Below are 14,981 nucleotides of genomic sequence, written 5' to 3'. Positions count from 1 at the left end.
ACTCGTCAATTCGGTTTCAGCGGTATTCGTCGAACACACCGGCAAGCGGCGCAGTCGATTCTCGCAGGACAATACTGGGCGTCACGATCCGCTGATCGGTGGCCATGTCGGGTGTTGCGATTCGTCGTAACAGAACCTCGGCCGCCATCTCACCGAGTTGCAGGATCGACTGGCCCACGGTGGTCAGCGCCGGGTAGACATAACGGCTCATCTGGATATCGTCGAAGCCGATCACCGACAGTTCTGTCGGCACACGCACATTGCGCTCGGCAGCCGCTCGCAACACGCCAATGCCAATCATGTCGTTGCCGGCGAAGATCGCGCTGGGCGGGTTCTTTTCCAGCAGAATCGCGGCGGCGTTGTAACCGCCAGTGCTGGTGAAGTCACTTTCCAGCATGCGCTCGCGATGTACTTCCACCCCCGCCTCTTTCAAGGCTCGGCAATAACCGGCCAGACGCATCTGCGCCACGCTGGTACCTGCCGGGCCACCGATGGTGGCGATGTCCCGGTGGCCCAGCTCCAGCAGATGCCGGGTGGCCAGGTAGGCACCGTATTCGTGATCGATACGTACAAGGTCGGCATTTACACCTTCCAGCCCGCGGTCGACGATGACCATCGGTGTGCGCACGCCGGCGAGACCTTCTGCCAGCCCCGCGTCGCCACCGGCCGAGGCCACGATCAACCCGTCGATGCGTTTTTCCAGCAACACGCGCAGGTAACTGCGCTGTTTGTCCGGGTTGTCGTCGGAGTTGCAGAGGATCACGCAATAGCCGTTACGCTCGCAGTAATCCTCAATGCCACGGGCCAGTTCAGCGAAGTACGGGTTGAGGCTGTTAGGCACCAGCAAACCGATGGTCGCCGTGGTCTTGGCTTTCAATGAACGGGCCACGGCGCTCGGCACGTAGTCCAGGGTCTTGATCGCCGCCTCGACTTTGATCCGTACCTCTTCGCTGACCGGCCGGGTCTTGTTCACCACATGGGACACCGTGGTGTAGGAAATCCCCGCGAGTGCCGCTACATCCTTGATCGTTGCCATGACTCAGGTCCGCCGGCTTGCGCGCTGACTGCGATAAGTATCAAGCACCACCGCCACCACGATCACTGCGCCGGTGATGATGCGTTTGGTCGGCTCGGTCGCGCCGATCTGCGCCAGGCCCGCCGCCAGTACGGAAATGATCAGAACCCCGAAGAAGGTGCTGATTACCGAACCACGGCCGCCCATCAGACTGGTGCCGCCGATCACCACCGCGGCGATCACTTGCAGCTCCAATCCGGAGCCGGCATTCGGGTCCGCCGCCTCCAGACGGGAAATCTGAAACAGCGCGGCAATACCGGCCAACAGCCCCATCAGACTGAATACCAGGATCTTGTAGGGTTTTGGATTGATCCCGGCCAGACGCACCGCTTCTTCGTTGGTGCCGATGCCGATCAGGTAGCGGCCGAATACGGTACGGGTCAGCACGGCCTGGGCGATGATGATGATCAGCAAGGCAATGATGAACGACGGCGAGATGCCAAAGGCAATCGGGTTGGACAGCCAGGCAAAGGCGTCACCGATGTAAGCCGTGCGCGAGCCGGTCATCTGATACGCCACGCCACGGGCCATTTCCAGCACGCCAAGGGACACGATGAACGACGGAATTCGCCACGCCACGGTGATCGATCCGGTGATGGTCCCGGCCAATGCCGCGATCGCCATGCCGAGCAGCGCTGCAGGCAGGACGCTCCAGCCCCAGCCAAGAATCGCCACGCTGACGGCCGACGCTGCGAGCGCCAACACCGAGCCGACCGACAGGTCGATACCGCCGATGATCAGCACGAACGTCATGCCGACCGCCAGCACCATCAAATCGGGAATCTGGTTGGCCAGGGTGCTGAAAGTGTCGTAGGACAGGAAGTGGCTGCTCAATACCGAGAACAGCGCGACCATCGCCAGCAAGGCACCGGCCAGGCCCAGATAGGTGCCCAAGCCGTAGAAATTGCCACTACGTTTGCCGGCAGAAGATGCAGTTTTCATGGAAGATCCCTAGGCGCTGCTTCGTTGAGCAACGCATCACGTTTTTGGTAGCCGGCGAACGCGGCAGCAAGCAAATCATCCTGGGTCCAGCTGTCGCGCTCGAAAGTGTCGATCAGGCGCCCCGCCGACAACACGCCGATCCGGTCGCAGATCAGCATCAGTTCACGCAGGTCGCTGGACACCACCACCAGCGCCTTGCCCTGCCGGGTCAGTTCACCGAGCAGCGCATAGATGTCGAACTTGGCGCCCACATCGATGCCACGGGTCGGTTCATCGAACAGCATTACCGAACAGTCACGCTCCAGCCAACGGCCGATCACGACCTTCTGCTGGTTGCCACCCGACAGCTCGGAAACCAGTTGCGTCGGACTCGAACTGCGGATGCGCATGGCATCGATCTGACGTTGGGCCAGGGACATTTCGTCAGCGTTGTTGACGATGCCGCCACTGGAAATCACCGGCATGTTGCCCAGCGCGATGTTGGCGCTGATCGACTGGGTCAGCAGCAGGCCTTCGCCTTTGCGGTCCTCGGTGATCAGGGCGATGCCGTGACCGACCGCATCAGCCGGCGAACGGATGCTCACCACCCGAGCCGGCGAACCCAGCGCAACGGTGCCACTGTCTGCGGTGTCGGCACCGAAGATCAGACGCAGCAACTCGGTGCGCCCTGCCCCGATCAATCCGGAAATCCCGTAGATCTCACCGGCGCGGACTTCGAAGGACACGTCGCGAACTTTGTCCGAGCGAGTCAGCCCACTAACCGTCAAGGCGGGAGCGCCAATGTTGCGCGGCCCCAGGTCGATGTGTTCGCCGAGTTCACGGCCGACCATCAACGTGACCAGTTGCTCGCTGTTGTAATTGGCCATCGGCTCGACGCAGACCAGGTTGCCGTCACGCAACACCGCAATGCGCTGGGCGACCCGCGCCAGCTCTTCGAGCCGGTGGGAGATGTAGATGATCGACACGCCCCGAGCTTGCAGGCGGGTGATCTGCTCGAACAGCATCTCGACTTCACGGGCGGTCAGCATCGCCGTCGGTTCGTCGAGGATCAGCACATGGCAGTCGCCGATCAGATTGCGCGCGATCTCGACCATTTGTTGGTGGCCGATGCCAAGTTCGCCGACCAGGGTGTCCGGGTCGATCGCGTCGAGCCCTACCTGGGCCATGGCCTCGATCGCGGCTTTGCGCAGTTGTTTGCGGCTGATCCAGCCGCCATTGCTGGGAAGGTTGTCGAGAAACAGATTTTCCGCCACTGACAGGGTCGGCAACAGATTGAGTTCTTGCATGACCATGCGGATGCCCAGGTCTTCGGCCTGGGTGCGGCTGCCAGGGCGGTATTCCTGCCCCTGAAATTGCATGTAGCCGGTGGTCGGCGTGACCAGCCCGCCAATGATTTTCGACAGTGTACTTTTGCCGGCACCGTTCTCGCCGGTCAGCGCCAGCACTTCACCGCGCATCAGCGTCAGGTCGATGCCGGTCAGGACAGGTTGGGCGTAGGTCTTGCCGATGCCGCTGACCGAGAGGACAGCGTTCGGGGCGGAAACTGACATAAAACTCTCCATGCGCTCGCCCGATCGGGCGAGCACCGTTGTGCCGCCAGAAAGGTTACTTGGTGACCAGCTCTACCGGCGTTTCGATCACGCCGTTGGCGCCGCTGTCGACCTTCTCGCCCTTGATGATTTTCAGCGCAGTCTCGATACCGAACACGGCTTGCCTGGCGGCAAACTGGTCAGCGGTCGCCAGGACGCGGCCGTCTTTCAACATTGGCTTGATGGCGTTGATGTTGTCGTAACCGACCACTTGCACCTTGCCGGCCTTGCCTGCCGCACGCACGGCGGAAACGGCACCGACGGCCATGCTGTCGTTACCGGCCAGCAGCGCTTTGACGTCCGGGTATTCGCTGAGGATCGAGGCGGCAACCTTGTTGCCCTTGTCGATCTCCCAGTCACCGGACTGCAACGAGACAACCTTGATCTGCGCCGCTTCCATCGCGTCTTTGAAGCCTGCGGTGCGGGCCTGGGCGTTGGTGGTGGTGGACACGCCTTCGATGATGCCGACTTCGTCACCGGCCTTCAGCTGCTTGGCCAGATACTCGCCGACCAGACGAGCGCCTTTGCGGTTATCCGGGCCTACGAACGGGACGGTGATGTTCTTGCTTTTGACCACGGCCGGGTCGAGCTGGTTATCGATGTTGATCACGGTGATACCGGCATCGATGGCTTTCTTGATCACGGGAACCATGGCCTTGGAGTCAGCCGGCGCGATGACCAGCGCATTGACCTTGGCCAGAATCATTTGCTCGACGATGCGCGTCTGGCCCGCAGTATCCGTTTCGTCCTTGATGCCGTTGGAGATCAGCTCAAAATCGCCGGAATGGTCTTTCTGATAAGCCTTGGCACCGTCTTCCATGGTCAGGAAGAACTCGTTGGCCAGGGACTTCATGACCAGTGCGACTTTGGGTTTTTCAGGAGTCTCGGCGAAAGCCGAAGAGACAGGCAGCGCGGCAGATGCGGCGGCCAGCATAGCGACAGCAAGAAGACGTCCAGCGAATGGCAGCTTCATGGGTTCACTCCGATCTTATGATTATTGTGAGCAACGCTTGCGCTGGCGTAAGCTTCATGGCGTCCGACAATGGACGAGCCATCAAGAACAACGCGCAAACGTTTGCGTAGACCGAACTATGCGAACCCTGCTGTGATTTGTCAACGACCTGTTTTGTGTCTCGGTTGGCACCAGATCACGCCGTCGTGCTGACCAGACCACCCGCGCTGGAGTCTTTGGCCAGTTCTTTCACCAGATTCCCGGTGACTTGCGCCAGCGCACCATTGGTCTCGGCGATCTGCCCCTGGATCGACATGACGGCTGTGGCTTTGGCCTCCTCGGTTGGATAGGACGCTGCCTGAGCGGCCGCCAATTGCTGCTGTTGTTCGCGCAACTGCTGTTGCAGTTCCTGCATACGCTTGAGCAACACCTGAACCGCAATACTCTGGCTGCTTTTGCTCTCGGATTTGCTTTCGTCCTGAGCAGCCCCTCCGGTTCTGACCTGGTTTTCTTCTTTTCCAGTCAGCTGTGTCGACGCCTCTTCCGTCGCTTCGCTCAAGGCATTGATCGTCGACGGTGTCTTGCCACCAATGGTGATTGCGCCCGCATTTGGAAAACCGACAGAAAAAGACATGTGCACTCCCGAAAAAAAATCCCTTGAAGGGACATCGACCTGTGCGCGGGTTTCTTTAGCACTGATTTTCTATCTGGCAAGGCGAAGAGTTCACCAGAGGTCGTAGGCCTTTTCGGAGAGCCGAACGCGAAACCTCAACTAATTCGGAAACCCGGACACGAAGCTGTTTAAGGCCGGTAACCCACTGGGTAAATATTGATATAAATCATCCAGTTAAAAGTTTTTCTCATTCAACGTAGGGCTGGTACAGATCCTGCTCTTCACCTAGACCCCAAGCGTTCAGATCTGCCTGGGGCGTATCTAGATGAACTTGCATCAGCACCGTCTCACTACTAGAGAGAAAATAATGAAATCTGCCTTCAACACCTTTATTCCGGGCGCTTTGGCCCTCCTGCTGCTCCTGCCTACCGCTCTTCAGGCAAAAGAAGTCGAAACCCAACAGAAACTGGCCAACGTGGTGATCCTCGCCACCGGCGGCACCATTGCCGGTGCCGGCGCCAGCGCTGCTAACAGCGCGACCTACCAGGCAGCGAAAGTCGGCATCGAGCAACTGATCGCCGGGGTTCCGGAGCTCAGCCAGCTGGCCAACGTTCGCGGCGAACAGGTCATGCAGATCGCCTCGGAAAGCATCACCAACGACAACCTGCTGCAACTGGGTCGCCGCGTCGCCGAACTGGCCGACAGCAAAGACGTCGACGGGATCGTGATCACCCACGGCACCGACACCCTGGAAGAAACCGCGTACTTCCTGAACCTGGTGGAAAAAACCGACAAGCCAATCATCGTCGTCGGCTCCATGCGCCCAGGCACCGCAATGTCGGCTGACGGCATGCTGAACCTGTACAACGCCGTCGCCGTCGCCAGCAGCAAAGACGCCCGCGGCAAAGGCGTGCTGGTGACCATGAATGATGAGATCCAGTCGGGGCGCGACGTCAGCAAAATGATCAACATCAAAACCGAGGCATTCAAAAGTGCCTGGGGCCCGCTCGGCATGGTAGTTGAGGGCAAATCCTACTGGTTCCGTCTGCCGGCCAAGCGTCACACCATGGATTCGGAATTCGACATCAAAACCATCAAGAGCCTGCCTGACGTCGAAATCGCCTATTCCTACGGCAACGTCAGCGACACGGCCTACAAGGCACTGGCTCAATCCGGTGCCAAAGCGATCATCCATGCGGGCACCGGCAACGGTTCGGTCTCCTCGCGTGTGGTCCCTGCCCTGCAAGCCCTGCGCAAGGACGGCGTGCAAATCATTCGTTCGTCCCACGTCAACGCCGGCGGTTTCGTCCTGCGTAATGCCGAACAGCCTGACGACAAGTACGACTGGGTCGTGGCGCATGACCTGAACCCGCAAAAAGCCCGCATCCTGGCCATGGTCGCGCTGACCAAGACCAACGACAGCAAAGAGCTGCAACGGATGTTCTGGGAATACTGATTCGCCCTCGCCCGACCGACTCCGGTCGGGCACTGCATTCACCACTCGCCAGCCTGGGCGAGTGGTTCATACCCCGCCTGATACTCCTATAAAAATTTTCCCTTCTTCCTACACCAAATGGAAAAAACTGCTGTCAGAGGATTTTCTTGAATTTTAAGCAGTTGCGAAAATGCCTACAGTTAAATACTGTATGCACGTACAGCTTAATAAGGATAATTCCGTGGCCTCCACCTCTGCTTCTCCTGATGCCTATCAACGCATGGGCATACGCGTTCAGAAAATCATCAATTCCCCCACCGCTCAGAAAGCCAAAGCCGCACTGATCTTCCGTTTACCGGACGAGCCTGTGGATGAGTGGGAGCAATTGCTCGAAGAAATTGATGAGAACGACAACGTCACCCTCGCCTATCGCGACGATGGCGGTGTGCAGATTTTCTGGGTTGTGCCGAAGGAAGATTGAGTCAATGAGTGTCCGCTGGTTTGCTTTGCTGTTTCTGTTCATCACCCTTGGCGCCCAGGCTGGCGCCCCCCGCACCTTCAACGAAGCCAAGAAAGTCGCCTGGAAGCTGTACGCGCCGCAATCCACCGAGTTCTATTGCGGCTGTAAATACACCGGCAACAAGGTCAACCTCGCAGCCTGTGGGTATGTGCCGCGCAAGAACGCCAAGCGCGCCGCCCGCATTGAGTGGGAGCACATTGTTCCCGCTTGGCAAATCGGCCATCAGCGTCAGTGCTGGCAAGAGGGCGGACGCAAGAACTGCACGCGGTACGATCCGGTCTATCAAAAGGCCGAGGCTGATCTGCACAACCTGGTGCCGAGCATCGGCGAAGTGAACGGCGATCGCAGTAACTTCAGTTTCGGTTGGCTGCCGGTGCAATCGGGTCAGTACGGTTCGTGCCTGACCCAGGTCGATTTCAAGGCGAAGAAGGTCATGCCCCGCCCTTCCATTCGCGGCATGATCGCCCGGACGTATTTCTACATGAGCAAACAGTACGGTTTGCGCCTGTCGAAACAGGATCGGCAACTGTACGACGCGTGGAACAAGACCTATCCGGTTGAAGCCTGGGAACGTCAGCGCAACCAGAGCGTGGCCTGCGTGATGGGTCGGGGCAACGAGTTTGTCGGGCCCGTGGACATGAAAGCCTGCCGCTGATCGACCGCAGAAAACCAAAAAGGCCTCGGGTATTCATGCCCGAGGCCTTTTTAAGTTTCTATCCGCCGCTTTTGTTGTAGCGCCAGTAACCCATCAGATTGAGTGACTCCCGAGCGATGCCACGCTCCTTGATCAAGTACTTGCGCAGGCTCATCACAGCCATCGTTTCCCCGGCGATCCAACCGTAGAAACCATGACCGGTCGAGTCGGAGGTTTCCCAGAGAATCTCTTGGTCGACATCGACCTCGGCCAGCTCCACTGTTGCGTGAGTCTGCGAGGAAGTAACCGGCAGCTCCGCACCACGGACCGCTTCAACCATCAGCGAACCTGCTGCCCTACCGGCGGAATGATCCCGGACCAGCCACCGCACTGACAACCCAGGCCATTCAGGAACCGGCAATGCGTCTTCTGCGCTGGCCACCTCGAAAAATGCCTGAGTCGTCGGCGGCTCGGCCAAGGCAGCCATCTCGTCCAGAATGCCGAGAGCGGCGGGCAATGCCGTGGCATCAGCCACCAGCAACAGATGCTTGAGCGTGTGAGGCGGCTTCCATTCGAAACCTCCCGCGTCTTGCGCTGAAAACTGACGATCAGGCGCAACAATCTGGATTGGCTCGCCCACTCCCGACCGGATTGCCCAACGGGAGGCCGGACCGGTTTCACCGTGCAATACGAAGTCGATGTCCACTTCGCCTTGCTCGGCCCGCAAATGCCGGATGGTGTAAGTGCGCATTGCCGGACGCTGGTGGGCCGGCATTGAACGGTAGCGCGCATACCAATGCTGGTCATGAGCCAGTCTGGCAGGCGACCCGTCTTCGGCTGGAAAGAACAGTTTGACGCGCTGATCCGGCGCCCAGGTGGCCATTTCGGCGACCATCGGACCGGCCAGGGTCACGCGCATTAAATGTGGGCTGAGGGTCTTTTTGTGCGCCAGGACCGCGTCGAATATTTTGTAAGGGGTGGCGGAGGCCATGGAGAGCTCCTTCTGGGAATCGACAGTGACTACGCTTAGAGACGAGTCAATGTGGATCCCCTTTAAGGGGCTTCGACGGAAGGCCTGCGTGAAAAGGGCTGTTACTGGGCTACGGGACGCTCAAGCACCAGCACTTCGATGTTCTGTTTCTTGGCCCGGGTAAGCGCCGCAGCCACCTCGGCCTGCTTGGCTTCGGCCTCGGCTTTCGAATTGAATGGTCCGAGCAGAATGCGAGTCTTGCCGTTTTCCTTGACGATGCTGGACACAAAGCTGTGCTCGATCAGCCAGCCGCTCAGGTCGCTGACAGCCTGGGGCGTTTCGCCTCGCACTTCGACATCCCATTGCGGCCCGGTGACTGCCGCGGGCGCGGAAACGACTGCCGGCTTCGGCTTTTGAGCGTCAACGCCCTTACCTTGATCGCACCCAACCAGCGCCAGTACTGCGATTACCAAGACCATTTTGCGCACAACGTGTCCCTCTGAATGCTGAAAGCGGCGATTTTAGCATTCATGAATACTTCCCGAGTGCCGCAAAATGGGCGCAAAACAACGAGAATGATGGTTGCGGCCTCTGTATAGTTACGCCTTGGGAATTAATGCAGCATCTGCGCGTCAGAAAGAGGCACCCAAACCGTGAGACTTCGCACTAATCTATACATACCACCGACCTCTGCACTGTTCGAATCAGGTGCCCTACAAAGCAATCAAGGAGAAGACCATGCTGATACTCACCCGCAAAGTCGGTGAAAGCATAAATATCGGTGACGACATTACGATCACCATACTGGGCGTGAGCGGCCAGCAAGTCCGGATCGGGATCAACGCGCCGAAAGACGTCGCAGTGCATCGCGAAGAAATCTATCAACGCATTCAGGCTGGCCTGACCGCTCCAGACAAGCCGCAAACTCCCTGAATCCTGTTGCAGTCAGTAGCCAGCCCGTTCAGTCCCGGACATCGGCTGGCTAAAGATTCAAGCGTAGTATTGCCATCCGTTCGCCCCTGCCCGCCAAAACGTGAAGCCGATATTAACGACACGTCCCCTGCCCTGACTGTCAGACGTTTCTGATTATCCCCCAGGAAGAACGTGATCCGACTCGGCTAACCAAACGTTACGCCGCGCGCCATGCCCGTGGCCGCCACCACCATCAGCAACACCAGCAGCCCTTCGATATGACTGATCCGCGCAAACAGCTTTGCGCGCCCGGTATCGATCGCCGCGCCACGACTCAGTGCTACCCGCCATTTGATCAGCGTGATCATCGGCGCCACTTCGAGCAGCAAGATCAGCACGAACAGCGTCATCTTGAGATGGAACAATGGCTGGTGAAGGTAGTAATCCGTACCTTTTTCGTACCCACCGAAGGCCCGCATCCCACCGGAGATCAAGAGGATGACGGCAGAGATCCCCCACAGATTATCGGCCATCAACACTCGGCGAGCCTCCCCCGACCCGGCCGCCAGACGGCTGAATGCGGTTCCCCGCGTCAGTACAGCCCAGAACCCCAATGCGAAAGCCAGCAAGTGAATTGCCGCAAGCGACCAATGAACCAGCATCGATTGACTCCTATCAGACTGAGTTTGAGTTTGGCCAGTCAGTAGTAGTCCAAAAAACCGCGATTCGCCCGGGTTTGCACAGAAGGCGTTTCGCGCTTCTCCATAGAAGCGGCACGGTACACAGGCAACTTTTTCAGAGTGAAGACAGGCGGCGGAGGTGTCCTTGCGATGTTCGAGCGAACCAGGACAAACCTCAGGCAAAAAAAAATCCCAAGCAGCTGATGGACGCTTGGGACTTAAAAATGCATAAACCGTGGTGGTGAACGCGAAGCAATCTTACCTAAAACCGACACTTGTAACAATATATTTTGAGGACCGTTCGGTTAATTAATTTTATAAGTGCTTAAATATCCACACTATTTTTGTGGAGCTTGAACAATCCTATAACGACCAGTGTCGTAACTGAGCATCTATTAGAGCGCCAAACAGAGAGCCCAGCACGATGGCTGGGCCCTGGTTATTTTCTGTTTTCCATCATCTTATCGGCGAGCGCTTTGGCCCTTTCAATCAATAGATTCTGCCTGTCTTCGTGAGTAGCCCCTCCGACAACGGGTGCCGTCAGATTGCTTTCCGCAATCAACGCAGCGCAGAAGTATTGATCCCAAACAGCCTTGCCCTCAGACGCCTGTTTGTTCATTTGGTCGGCGATCATATGCGGCTCCTTTTGGTGGGATAGCACCGCTATCTTACGCCTGAACCGCAAACAACCTCAGCCGCTGAAGACCAACGCAAACGCGCCGCCCCATAAACTTTCCGACACAAGACAGTTTCATTTCCAAGAACTCATTAACCTTTTGCAAATTCTTGCCGATGTCTCAAGCTTAGGGCATAGGAGCAACACAGATGAGAAACAATCAACCCGTTACACAACGTGAGGTTGCCCTTGGACCTCAACAGAAACTCATCTCGACAACGGACTCACGAGGGGTCATCACTTACTGCAACGACGCCTTCGTAGACATCAGCGGTTTCAACAAGTCAGATCTGATAGGCGCGCCTCAAAACATCGTTCGTCATCCTGACGTGCCATCCGCCATATTCGCCCATATGTGGAGCGCCCTCAAACAAGGCAACCCATGGATGGGCATCGTCAAGAACCGCTCCAGGAACGGCGACCACTACTGGGTCAATGCCTACGTCACGCCCATATTTGAAGGGAGCCAAGTCGTTGGTTATGAGTCGGTCCGGGTAAAACCGAGCATCGAACAAATCCGCCGGGCCGAGGCCCTCTATAAACGAATCAACCGGGGCAAGTCGGCAGTCCCCGGCAGCGACAAATGGCAACCTGTCTTGATGGACTGGCTGCCGTTCCTGGCCATGGGCTTAGCGGGGACTTTGGGCGGTGTTTTCCTCAGTCCTCCCTTGGCAGCATTGGTAGCCGTAGGTGTATCGGCTCCGATGGGCCTGATTGCTTCGCGCCGACAGAAGCGCGGTGCGCTGCATCTGCTGGAAATGGCAGAGGCTTCCACTTCCGACCAACTGATCGCGCAAATGTATAGCGACGAGCGAGGTCATCAGGCGCGTCTTGAAACGGCCTTCGTGAGCCAGGCATCACGCCTCAAGACTTGCCTGACACGCTTACAAGACACCGCAGAGCAACTCACCGGGCTGGCCGGAAGATCTGATGCTCTCGCCTCCGACAGTTCACGTGGACTTGATCGCCAACGAATCGAAACCGAGCAGGTATCGGCCGCCGTCAATCAGATGGCAGCGACCACGCAAGAGGTCGCAAGCCACGTCCAGCGCACTGCCGACGCCACCCAGGCAGCCAACGTGCTGACAGGCCGCGGACGTGACGTAGCCCGGGACACCCGCGACGCCATTCAGCGGCTCTCCAATGTGGTCGGCGAGACAGGCCAGACCGTCGCGCAACTGGCCAAAGACAGTAACGAAATAGGGACGGTCGTCGATGTGATCAAAGGCATTGCCGATCAAACCAACTTATTGGCGCTCAATGCCGCAATCGAAGCTGCACGCGCGGGAGAAATGGGCCGAGGTTTTGCGGTCGTCGCGGACGAAGTACGCCAATTGGCACAGCGAACAACCGAGTCGACGACCCAGATTCACGGCCTGATTTCCAAGCTACAGGTCTCTTCAAACAATGCCGTGAAGACTATGGAAAGCGGCCAGCGCCAGGCCGAAGAAGGAGTTGCGTGGGTGCTGGAGGCCGACAAAGCCCTGATCGGCATCAGTGAAGCCGTCGCCAACATCACCGATATGACCACCCAGATCGCGGCCGCGACTGAAGAGCAGTCGGCCGTCGCAGAGGAAATCAGCCGCAACATCACCACCATCGCAACCCTCGCCGATCAGACGTCTGAGCAAGCCAGGCATTCCGCCGAGGTAACCAAGGAACTAACACAGACAGCTAAAACTCAGTATTCGCTGGTTGAGCGCTTTAACCGATAGCCCCTGCTCTTACTGATCAGGGATCTAAATAGAAAAAGCAGGATGATCAATCCTGCTGTTTAAGCCAGTTATCTGCTCGACGCTCAAGATTAGCTATGGCGTAAACGGCCGAGAAGCTCACTTGTTCGTCTGCATCCAGCCGATCAACATAAAGGCGAGCCCTGGAATGAGCAGCCCGGGCGCCATGCCACTGAACGCTGCTTCGTTCCACAAGCCGGTCAAGCCAAAGCTGGATCCGCAAATGGCCAGCGGGATGCCGGTTAGAAACATGGGATTTCGAAATGCCTTATCCATAGCAAGATCTCCTTAACAATTTCGCTGACTGAACTATACCGTTTGTAGGTGAGCGGCTGGAATTGCTAAACGCCAGTGTCTAGTCCTGAAATAGGTTTACACCTGTTTCACCCTAACGCCCGATGCACCGCATCGGGCGTTTTGTATTTCAAAGACAGGTGCGGTCGCTCGCCGTTGTAGATCGATACCGACTCACTCACCATCTTCTTCGCTTGCGTCAAATCCTGCGGCCGCTGAAGCATAAGCTCTGTCTTCAGTATCCCGTTGACCCTCTCTGCCAAGGCATTTTGGTAGCAGTCATAGCCATCCGTCATTGAACATCGAATGCCGTATTTCGCGTGCAACGCTTGGTACATCCCCGAGCAATATTGGATACCTCTATCTGAGTGGTGCACCAACGGCTGCTCTGTCCGACGGTGCTCTACCGCCCAGCTCAGCGCGTGTGCTACCGACTCGGCATAAAGGCTTTCATGGACGTGATAGCCCACGATCTTTCGCGAAAAAGCATCCGTCACAAGGCTCAGATAAGCCACACCTTCCTGAGTTGGCAAATAGGTTATGTCAGCCACCCAGACTTGTTCCGGGCCGCAGGGAACAACCTGATCAGGACCTGGTTTGAGCAGGTTCGGGTGGCGGTGAAAGCGATGATGACTATTGGTCGTCTTGTGATACGCCCGCTTGCGAGCCACCAATAAACGCCGTTCACGCAGAATCGAAAACAGCCGATCTCGCCCCACTTGCAGCTCAAGTTGAGGCTGGCATTGCAGCAAGTAATACAGCTTTCGGGTGCCCAGCCGCGGCTGCCGCAGGCGCTTTTGTTGAACGAAATCGGCAACTTTCTGATCCAGAACCAGACGAGCTGCATCGGCGCGATTGCGTTTGTAGTAAGCCTGGCGGCTTATCCCCATGAACTGGCAAGCCCTGCTGATGCTCAGGTTTTGGATTCGTTTTTGCGCGAGGACTTGCCGGGACGCTTTTTTACGACAGAGAGACCGTAGTCATTTTTCAAGACATCCAAGACCGCCTCGAAAAACTGCGCTTTCTGATTGGACAGCGCCAACTGTTCTTCAAGCTCTTTGATGCGTTGTTCTGGCGTTAATGGTCGGTTTTTGTCGGGCATAGACCCCATCCTCGGCGAGCCAATGTATGTGCCTGGGCTCCAATCCTGCCGACCGTGCTTGCGTAACCACGTCAGAACGGTCGTTTTGCCTTGAATCCCGTAGCGCTCCTGAGCCTCTTTATAGCTCAGCTCGCCTTTTTCGACCTGATCGACTACCGACAATTTAAAGGTCAGCGTGTAGTCTCGCTGACTACGCCTTTTTGCTGATTCCATTACGTCCTCCTGAAAAACAGATCAGAAGGTGTAAACCTTATTCAGGACGGGACACAGACAACAAAAAAGGGCCCACCTTTCGGTGAGCCCCTCTAGACCGCCCAGCAGAGCGGATTTTGTTTGGTAGGCGCGATTGGACTCGAACCAACGACCCCCACCATGTCAAGGTGACCCCGAAACCCATGCAAGCTATTGATCAATAACGATAAAAAGGGGTTTTTAGGGAGGTGAGAAACAGCCGCATAGCCCTATAAGAATCAATAACTTAGCGTTGTATATTCCTACAGTAGTACCCTGTCCTTGGCGTTCTGCCAGCTTGTAAATCCCCTTTAAAATTTCCTGCTACCCTCTCCGTTTCACGGAGGAAATCGCGATGCCTGACTCAGACCTGCTCCCTTCCCTGCTCTACAAGATCAACGAAAACCAACTAGCCTAGAGGCCGCCATCATGGAACTCACCTTGCTGGTTGAAAGTCAGGGCTCAACAATAGCGGGCAACAATGTTCGCGCTGCCCTGGACGTGATCGACCAGAATGAGGAATTTATCAAGATGACGCTTGCGGTCATGATGACGCCGGAGTGACCCGAGGCTACAGTTCATCGCCGCACCCTCGCTCAATTGCCCCGCCTCAATTACTGTAC

15 protein-coding genes and 2 pseudogenes are annotated in these 14,981 nt (G+C 57.1%); 6 read left to right on the top strand and 11 right to left on the bottom strand.

Translation table 11 applies throughout. The features are described from left to right. Positions 1 to 16 precede the first annotated feature (16 nt). The 5 genes from BLU63_RS22840 to BLU63_RS22820 all read right to left on the bottom strand — a co-directional run bounded on the left by BLU63_RS22840 (position 17) and on the right by BLU63_RS22820 (position 5,192). Complete coding sequence (locus BLU63_RS22840) at positions 17 to 1,036, bottom strand: LacI family DNA-binding transcriptional regulator (RefSeq protein ID WP_010455951.1); 1,020 nt, start codon at positions 1,034 to 1,036, stop codon at positions 17 to 19. A 3-nt stretch (positions 1,037 to 1,039) separates the two neighbouring features. Then, on the bottom strand, positions 1,040 to 2,017 hold the full coding sequence (locus BLU63_RS22835; protein WP_010455954.1) for an ABC transporter permease: 978 nt from the start codon (positions 2,015 to 2,017) through the stop codon (positions 1,040 to 1,042). Then, positions 2,014 to 3,567: a sugar ABC transporter ATP-binding protein gene (locus BLU63_RS22830; RefSeq protein WP_083376300.1), complete on the bottom strand. Its 1,554-nt coding sequence runs from the start codon at positions 3,565 to 3,567 to the stop codon at positions 2,014 to 2,016. Before BLU63_RS22830 ends, BLU63_RS22835 begins: the two co-directional genes overlap by 4 nt. Before the next feature lie 55 nt (positions 3,568 to 3,622). Then, positions 3,623 to 4,579, bottom strand: coding sequence for a sugar ABC transporter substrate-binding protein (locus tag BLU63_RS22825; protein WP_010455958.1), 957 nt, complete (start codon positions 4,577 to 4,579; stop codon positions 3,623 to 3,625). A gap of 175 nt (positions 4,580 to 4,754) precedes the next feature. Next, positions 4,755 to 5,192 carry a hypothetical protein gene (locus BLU63_RS22820; protein WP_077748038.1) on the bottom strand — a complete coding sequence of 146 codons (438 nt, stop codon included), beginning with the start codon at positions 5,190 to 5,192 and terminating at the stop codon, positions 4,755 to 4,757. Between the two features lie 346 nt (positions 5,193 to 5,538). Between BLU63_RS22820 and BLU63_RS22815 the strand changes: the two genes are divergently transcribed. The 3 genes from BLU63_RS22815 (at position 5,539) to BLU63_RS22805 (ending at position 7,781) form a co-directional block, all read left to right on the top strand. Further along, the gene (locus BLU63_RS22815) at positions 5,539 to 6,627 is read left to right on the top strand and encodes an asparaginase (RefSeq protein WP_010455963.1); all 1,089 of its coding nucleotides are present in this window, start codon (positions 5,539 to 5,541) and stop codon (positions 6,625 to 6,627) included. Positions 6,628 to 6,796: 169 nt separating this feature from the next. Continuing rightward, the gene (locus tag BLU63_RS22810; RefSeq protein WP_042932723.1) at positions 6,797 to 7,087 is read left to right on the top strand and encodes a DUF1654 domain-containing protein; all 291 of its coding nucleotides are present in this window, start codon (positions 6,797 to 6,799) and stop codon (positions 7,085 to 7,087) included. A gap of 4 nt (positions 7,088 to 7,091) precedes the next feature. Beyond that, on the top strand, positions 7,092 to 7,781 hold the full coding sequence (locus tag BLU63_RS22805) for an endonuclease (RefSeq protein WP_083376299.1): 690 nt from the start codon (positions 7,092 to 7,094) through the stop codon (positions 7,779 to 7,781). A gap of 58 nt (positions 7,782 to 7,839) precedes the next feature. On the opposite strand, the gene BLU63_RS22800 is transcribed toward BLU63_RS22805, so the two are convergent. Both BLU63_RS22800 and BLU63_RS22795 read right to left on the bottom strand, forming a co-directional pair. Beyond that, positions 7,840 to 8,751, bottom strand: a complete 912-nt coding sequence (locus BLU63_RS22800) for a siderophore-interacting protein (RefSeq protein WP_083376298.1) — start codon at positions 8,749 to 8,751, stop codon at positions 7,840 to 7,842. Positions 8,752 to 8,852: 101 nt separating this feature from the next. After that, on the bottom strand, positions 8,853 to 9,218 hold the full coding sequence (locus BLU63_RS22795; protein WP_010455972.1) for an SPOR domain-containing protein: 366 nt from the start codon (positions 9,216 to 9,218) through the stop codon (positions 8,853 to 8,855). 250 nt (positions 9,219 to 9,468) lie between these two features. On the opposite strand from BLU63_RS22795, the gene csrA reads away from it, so the two are divergent. Next, positions 9,469 to 9,663: a carbon storage regulator CsrA gene (gene csrA / locus BLU63_RS22790; protein ID WP_007938114.1), complete on the top strand. Its 195-nt coding sequence runs from the start codon at positions 9,469 to 9,471 to the stop codon at positions 9,661 to 9,663. 185 nt (positions 9,664 to 9,848) lie between these two features. Here csrA and BLU63_RS22785 read toward each other — a convergent pair whose 3' ends face one another. Beyond that, positions 9,849 to 10,304: a DUF2214 family protein gene (locus BLU63_RS22785; RefSeq protein ID WP_077748036.1), complete on the bottom strand. Its 456-nt coding sequence runs from the start codon at positions 10,302 to 10,304 to the stop codon at positions 9,849 to 9,851. A gap of 457 nt (positions 10,305 to 10,761) precedes the next feature. Then, positions 10,762 to 10,956, bottom strand: coding sequence for a hypothetical protein (locus tag BLU63_RS22780; RefSeq protein ID WP_010455982.1), 195 nt, complete (start codon positions 10,954 to 10,956; stop codon positions 10,762 to 10,764). Positions 10,957 to 11,147: 191 nt separating this feature from the next. Here BLU63_RS22780 and BLU63_RS22775 point away from each other — a divergent pair, with 191 nt between their 5' ends. Next, positions 11,148 to 12,713: a methyl-accepting chemotaxis protein gene (locus BLU63_RS22775; protein ID WP_083376297.1), complete on the top strand. Its 1,566-nt coding sequence runs from the start codon at positions 11,148 to 11,150 to the stop codon at positions 12,711 to 12,713. A 117-nt stretch (positions 12,714 to 12,830) separates the two neighbouring features. Here BLU63_RS22775 and BLU63_RS33075 read toward each other — a convergent pair whose 3' ends face one another. Together BLU63_RS33075 and BLU63_RS22770 are read right to left on the bottom strand one after the other, a co-directional pair. Then, on the bottom strand, positions 12,831 to 13,007 hold the full coding sequence (locus BLU63_RS33075) for a hypothetical protein (protein WP_167362280.1): 177 nt from the start codon (positions 13,005 to 13,007) through the stop codon (positions 12,831 to 12,833). A 79-nt stretch (positions 13,008 to 13,086) separates the two neighbouring features. Then, positions 13,087 to 14,340: pseudogene (locus tag BLU63_RS22770) on the bottom strand (IS3 family transposase). A 373-nt stretch (positions 14,341 to 14,713) separates the two neighbouring features. On the opposite strand from BLU63_RS22770, the pseudogene BLU63_RS22765 reads away from it, so the two are divergent. Beyond that, positions 14,714 to 14,922, top strand: a pseudogene (locus tag BLU63_RS22765) (hypothetical protein). The last annotated feature ends 59 nt before the right edge of the window (positions 14,923 to 14,981 follow it).

Source organism: Pseudomonas mandelii, from assembly GCF_900106065.1.
In the GTDB taxonomy this organism is placed as follows: Bacteria; Pseudomonadota; Gammaproteobacteria; order Pseudomonadales; family Pseudomonadaceae; genus Aquipseudomonas; species Aquipseudomonas mandelii.
The sequence above is the reverse complement of the archived record's forward strand: the minus strand, read 5'-3'. Positions and strand labels throughout refer to the sequence as shown.

Excerpts from the sequence above, each read along its gene's own strand:
- BLU63_RS22840 (WP_010455951.1), bottom strand. The coding sequence starts at position 1,036 with ATGGCAACGATCAAGGATGTAGCGGCACTCGCGGGGATTTCCTACACC.
- BLU63_RS22835 (WP_010455954.1), bottom strand. The coding sequence starts at position 2,017 with ATGAAAACTGCATCTTCTGCCGGCAAACGTAGTGGCAATTTCTACGGC.
- BLU63_RS22830 (WP_083376300.1), bottom strand. The coding sequence starts at position 3,567 with ATGTCAGTTTCCGCCCCGAACGCTGTCCTCTCGGTCAGCGGCATCGGC.
- BLU63_RS22825 (WP_010455958.1), bottom strand. The coding sequence starts at position 4,579 with ATGAAGCTGCCATTCGCTGGACGTCTTCTTGCTGTCGCTATGCTGGCC.
- BLU63_RS22820 (WP_077748038.1), bottom strand. The coding sequence starts at position 5,192 with ATGTCTTTTTCTGTCGGTTTTCCAAATGCGGGCGCAATCACCATTGGT.
- BLU63_RS22815 (WP_010455963.1), top strand. The coding sequence starts at position 5,539 with ATGAAATCTGCCTTCAACACCTTTATTCCGGGCGCTTTGGCCCTCCTG.
- BLU63_RS22810 (WP_042932723.1), top strand. The coding sequence starts at position 6,797 with ATGCCTACAGTTAAATACTGTATGCACGTACAGCTTAATAAGGATAAT.
- BLU63_RS22805 (WP_083376299.1), top strand. The coding sequence starts at position 7,092 with ATGAGTGTCCGCTGGTTTGCTTTGCTGTTTCTGTTCATCACCCTTGGC.
- BLU63_RS22800 (WP_083376298.1), bottom strand. The coding sequence starts at position 8,751 with ATGGCCTCCGCCACCCCTTACAAAATATTCGACGCGGTCCTGGCGCAC.
- csrA (WP_007938114.1), top strand. The coding sequence starts at position 9,469 with ATGCTGATACTCACCCGCAAAGTCGGTGAAAGCATAAATATCGGTGAC.
- BLU63_RS22785 (WP_077748036.1), bottom strand. The coding sequence starts at position 10,304 with ATGCTGGTTCATTGGTCGCTTGCGGCAATTCACTTGCTGGCTTTCGCA.
- BLU63_RS22780 (WP_010455982.1), bottom strand. The coding sequence starts at position 10,956 with ATGATCGCCGACCAAATGAACAAACAGGCGTCTGAGGGCAAGGCTGTT.
- BLU63_RS22775 (WP_083376297.1), top strand. The coding sequence starts at position 11,148 with ATGAGAAACAATCAACCCGTTACACAACGTGAGGTTGCCCTTGGACCT.
- BLU63_RS33075 (WP_167362280.1), bottom strand. The coding sequence starts at position 13,007 with ATGGATAAGGCATTTCGAAATCCCATGTTTCTAACCGGCATCCCGCTG.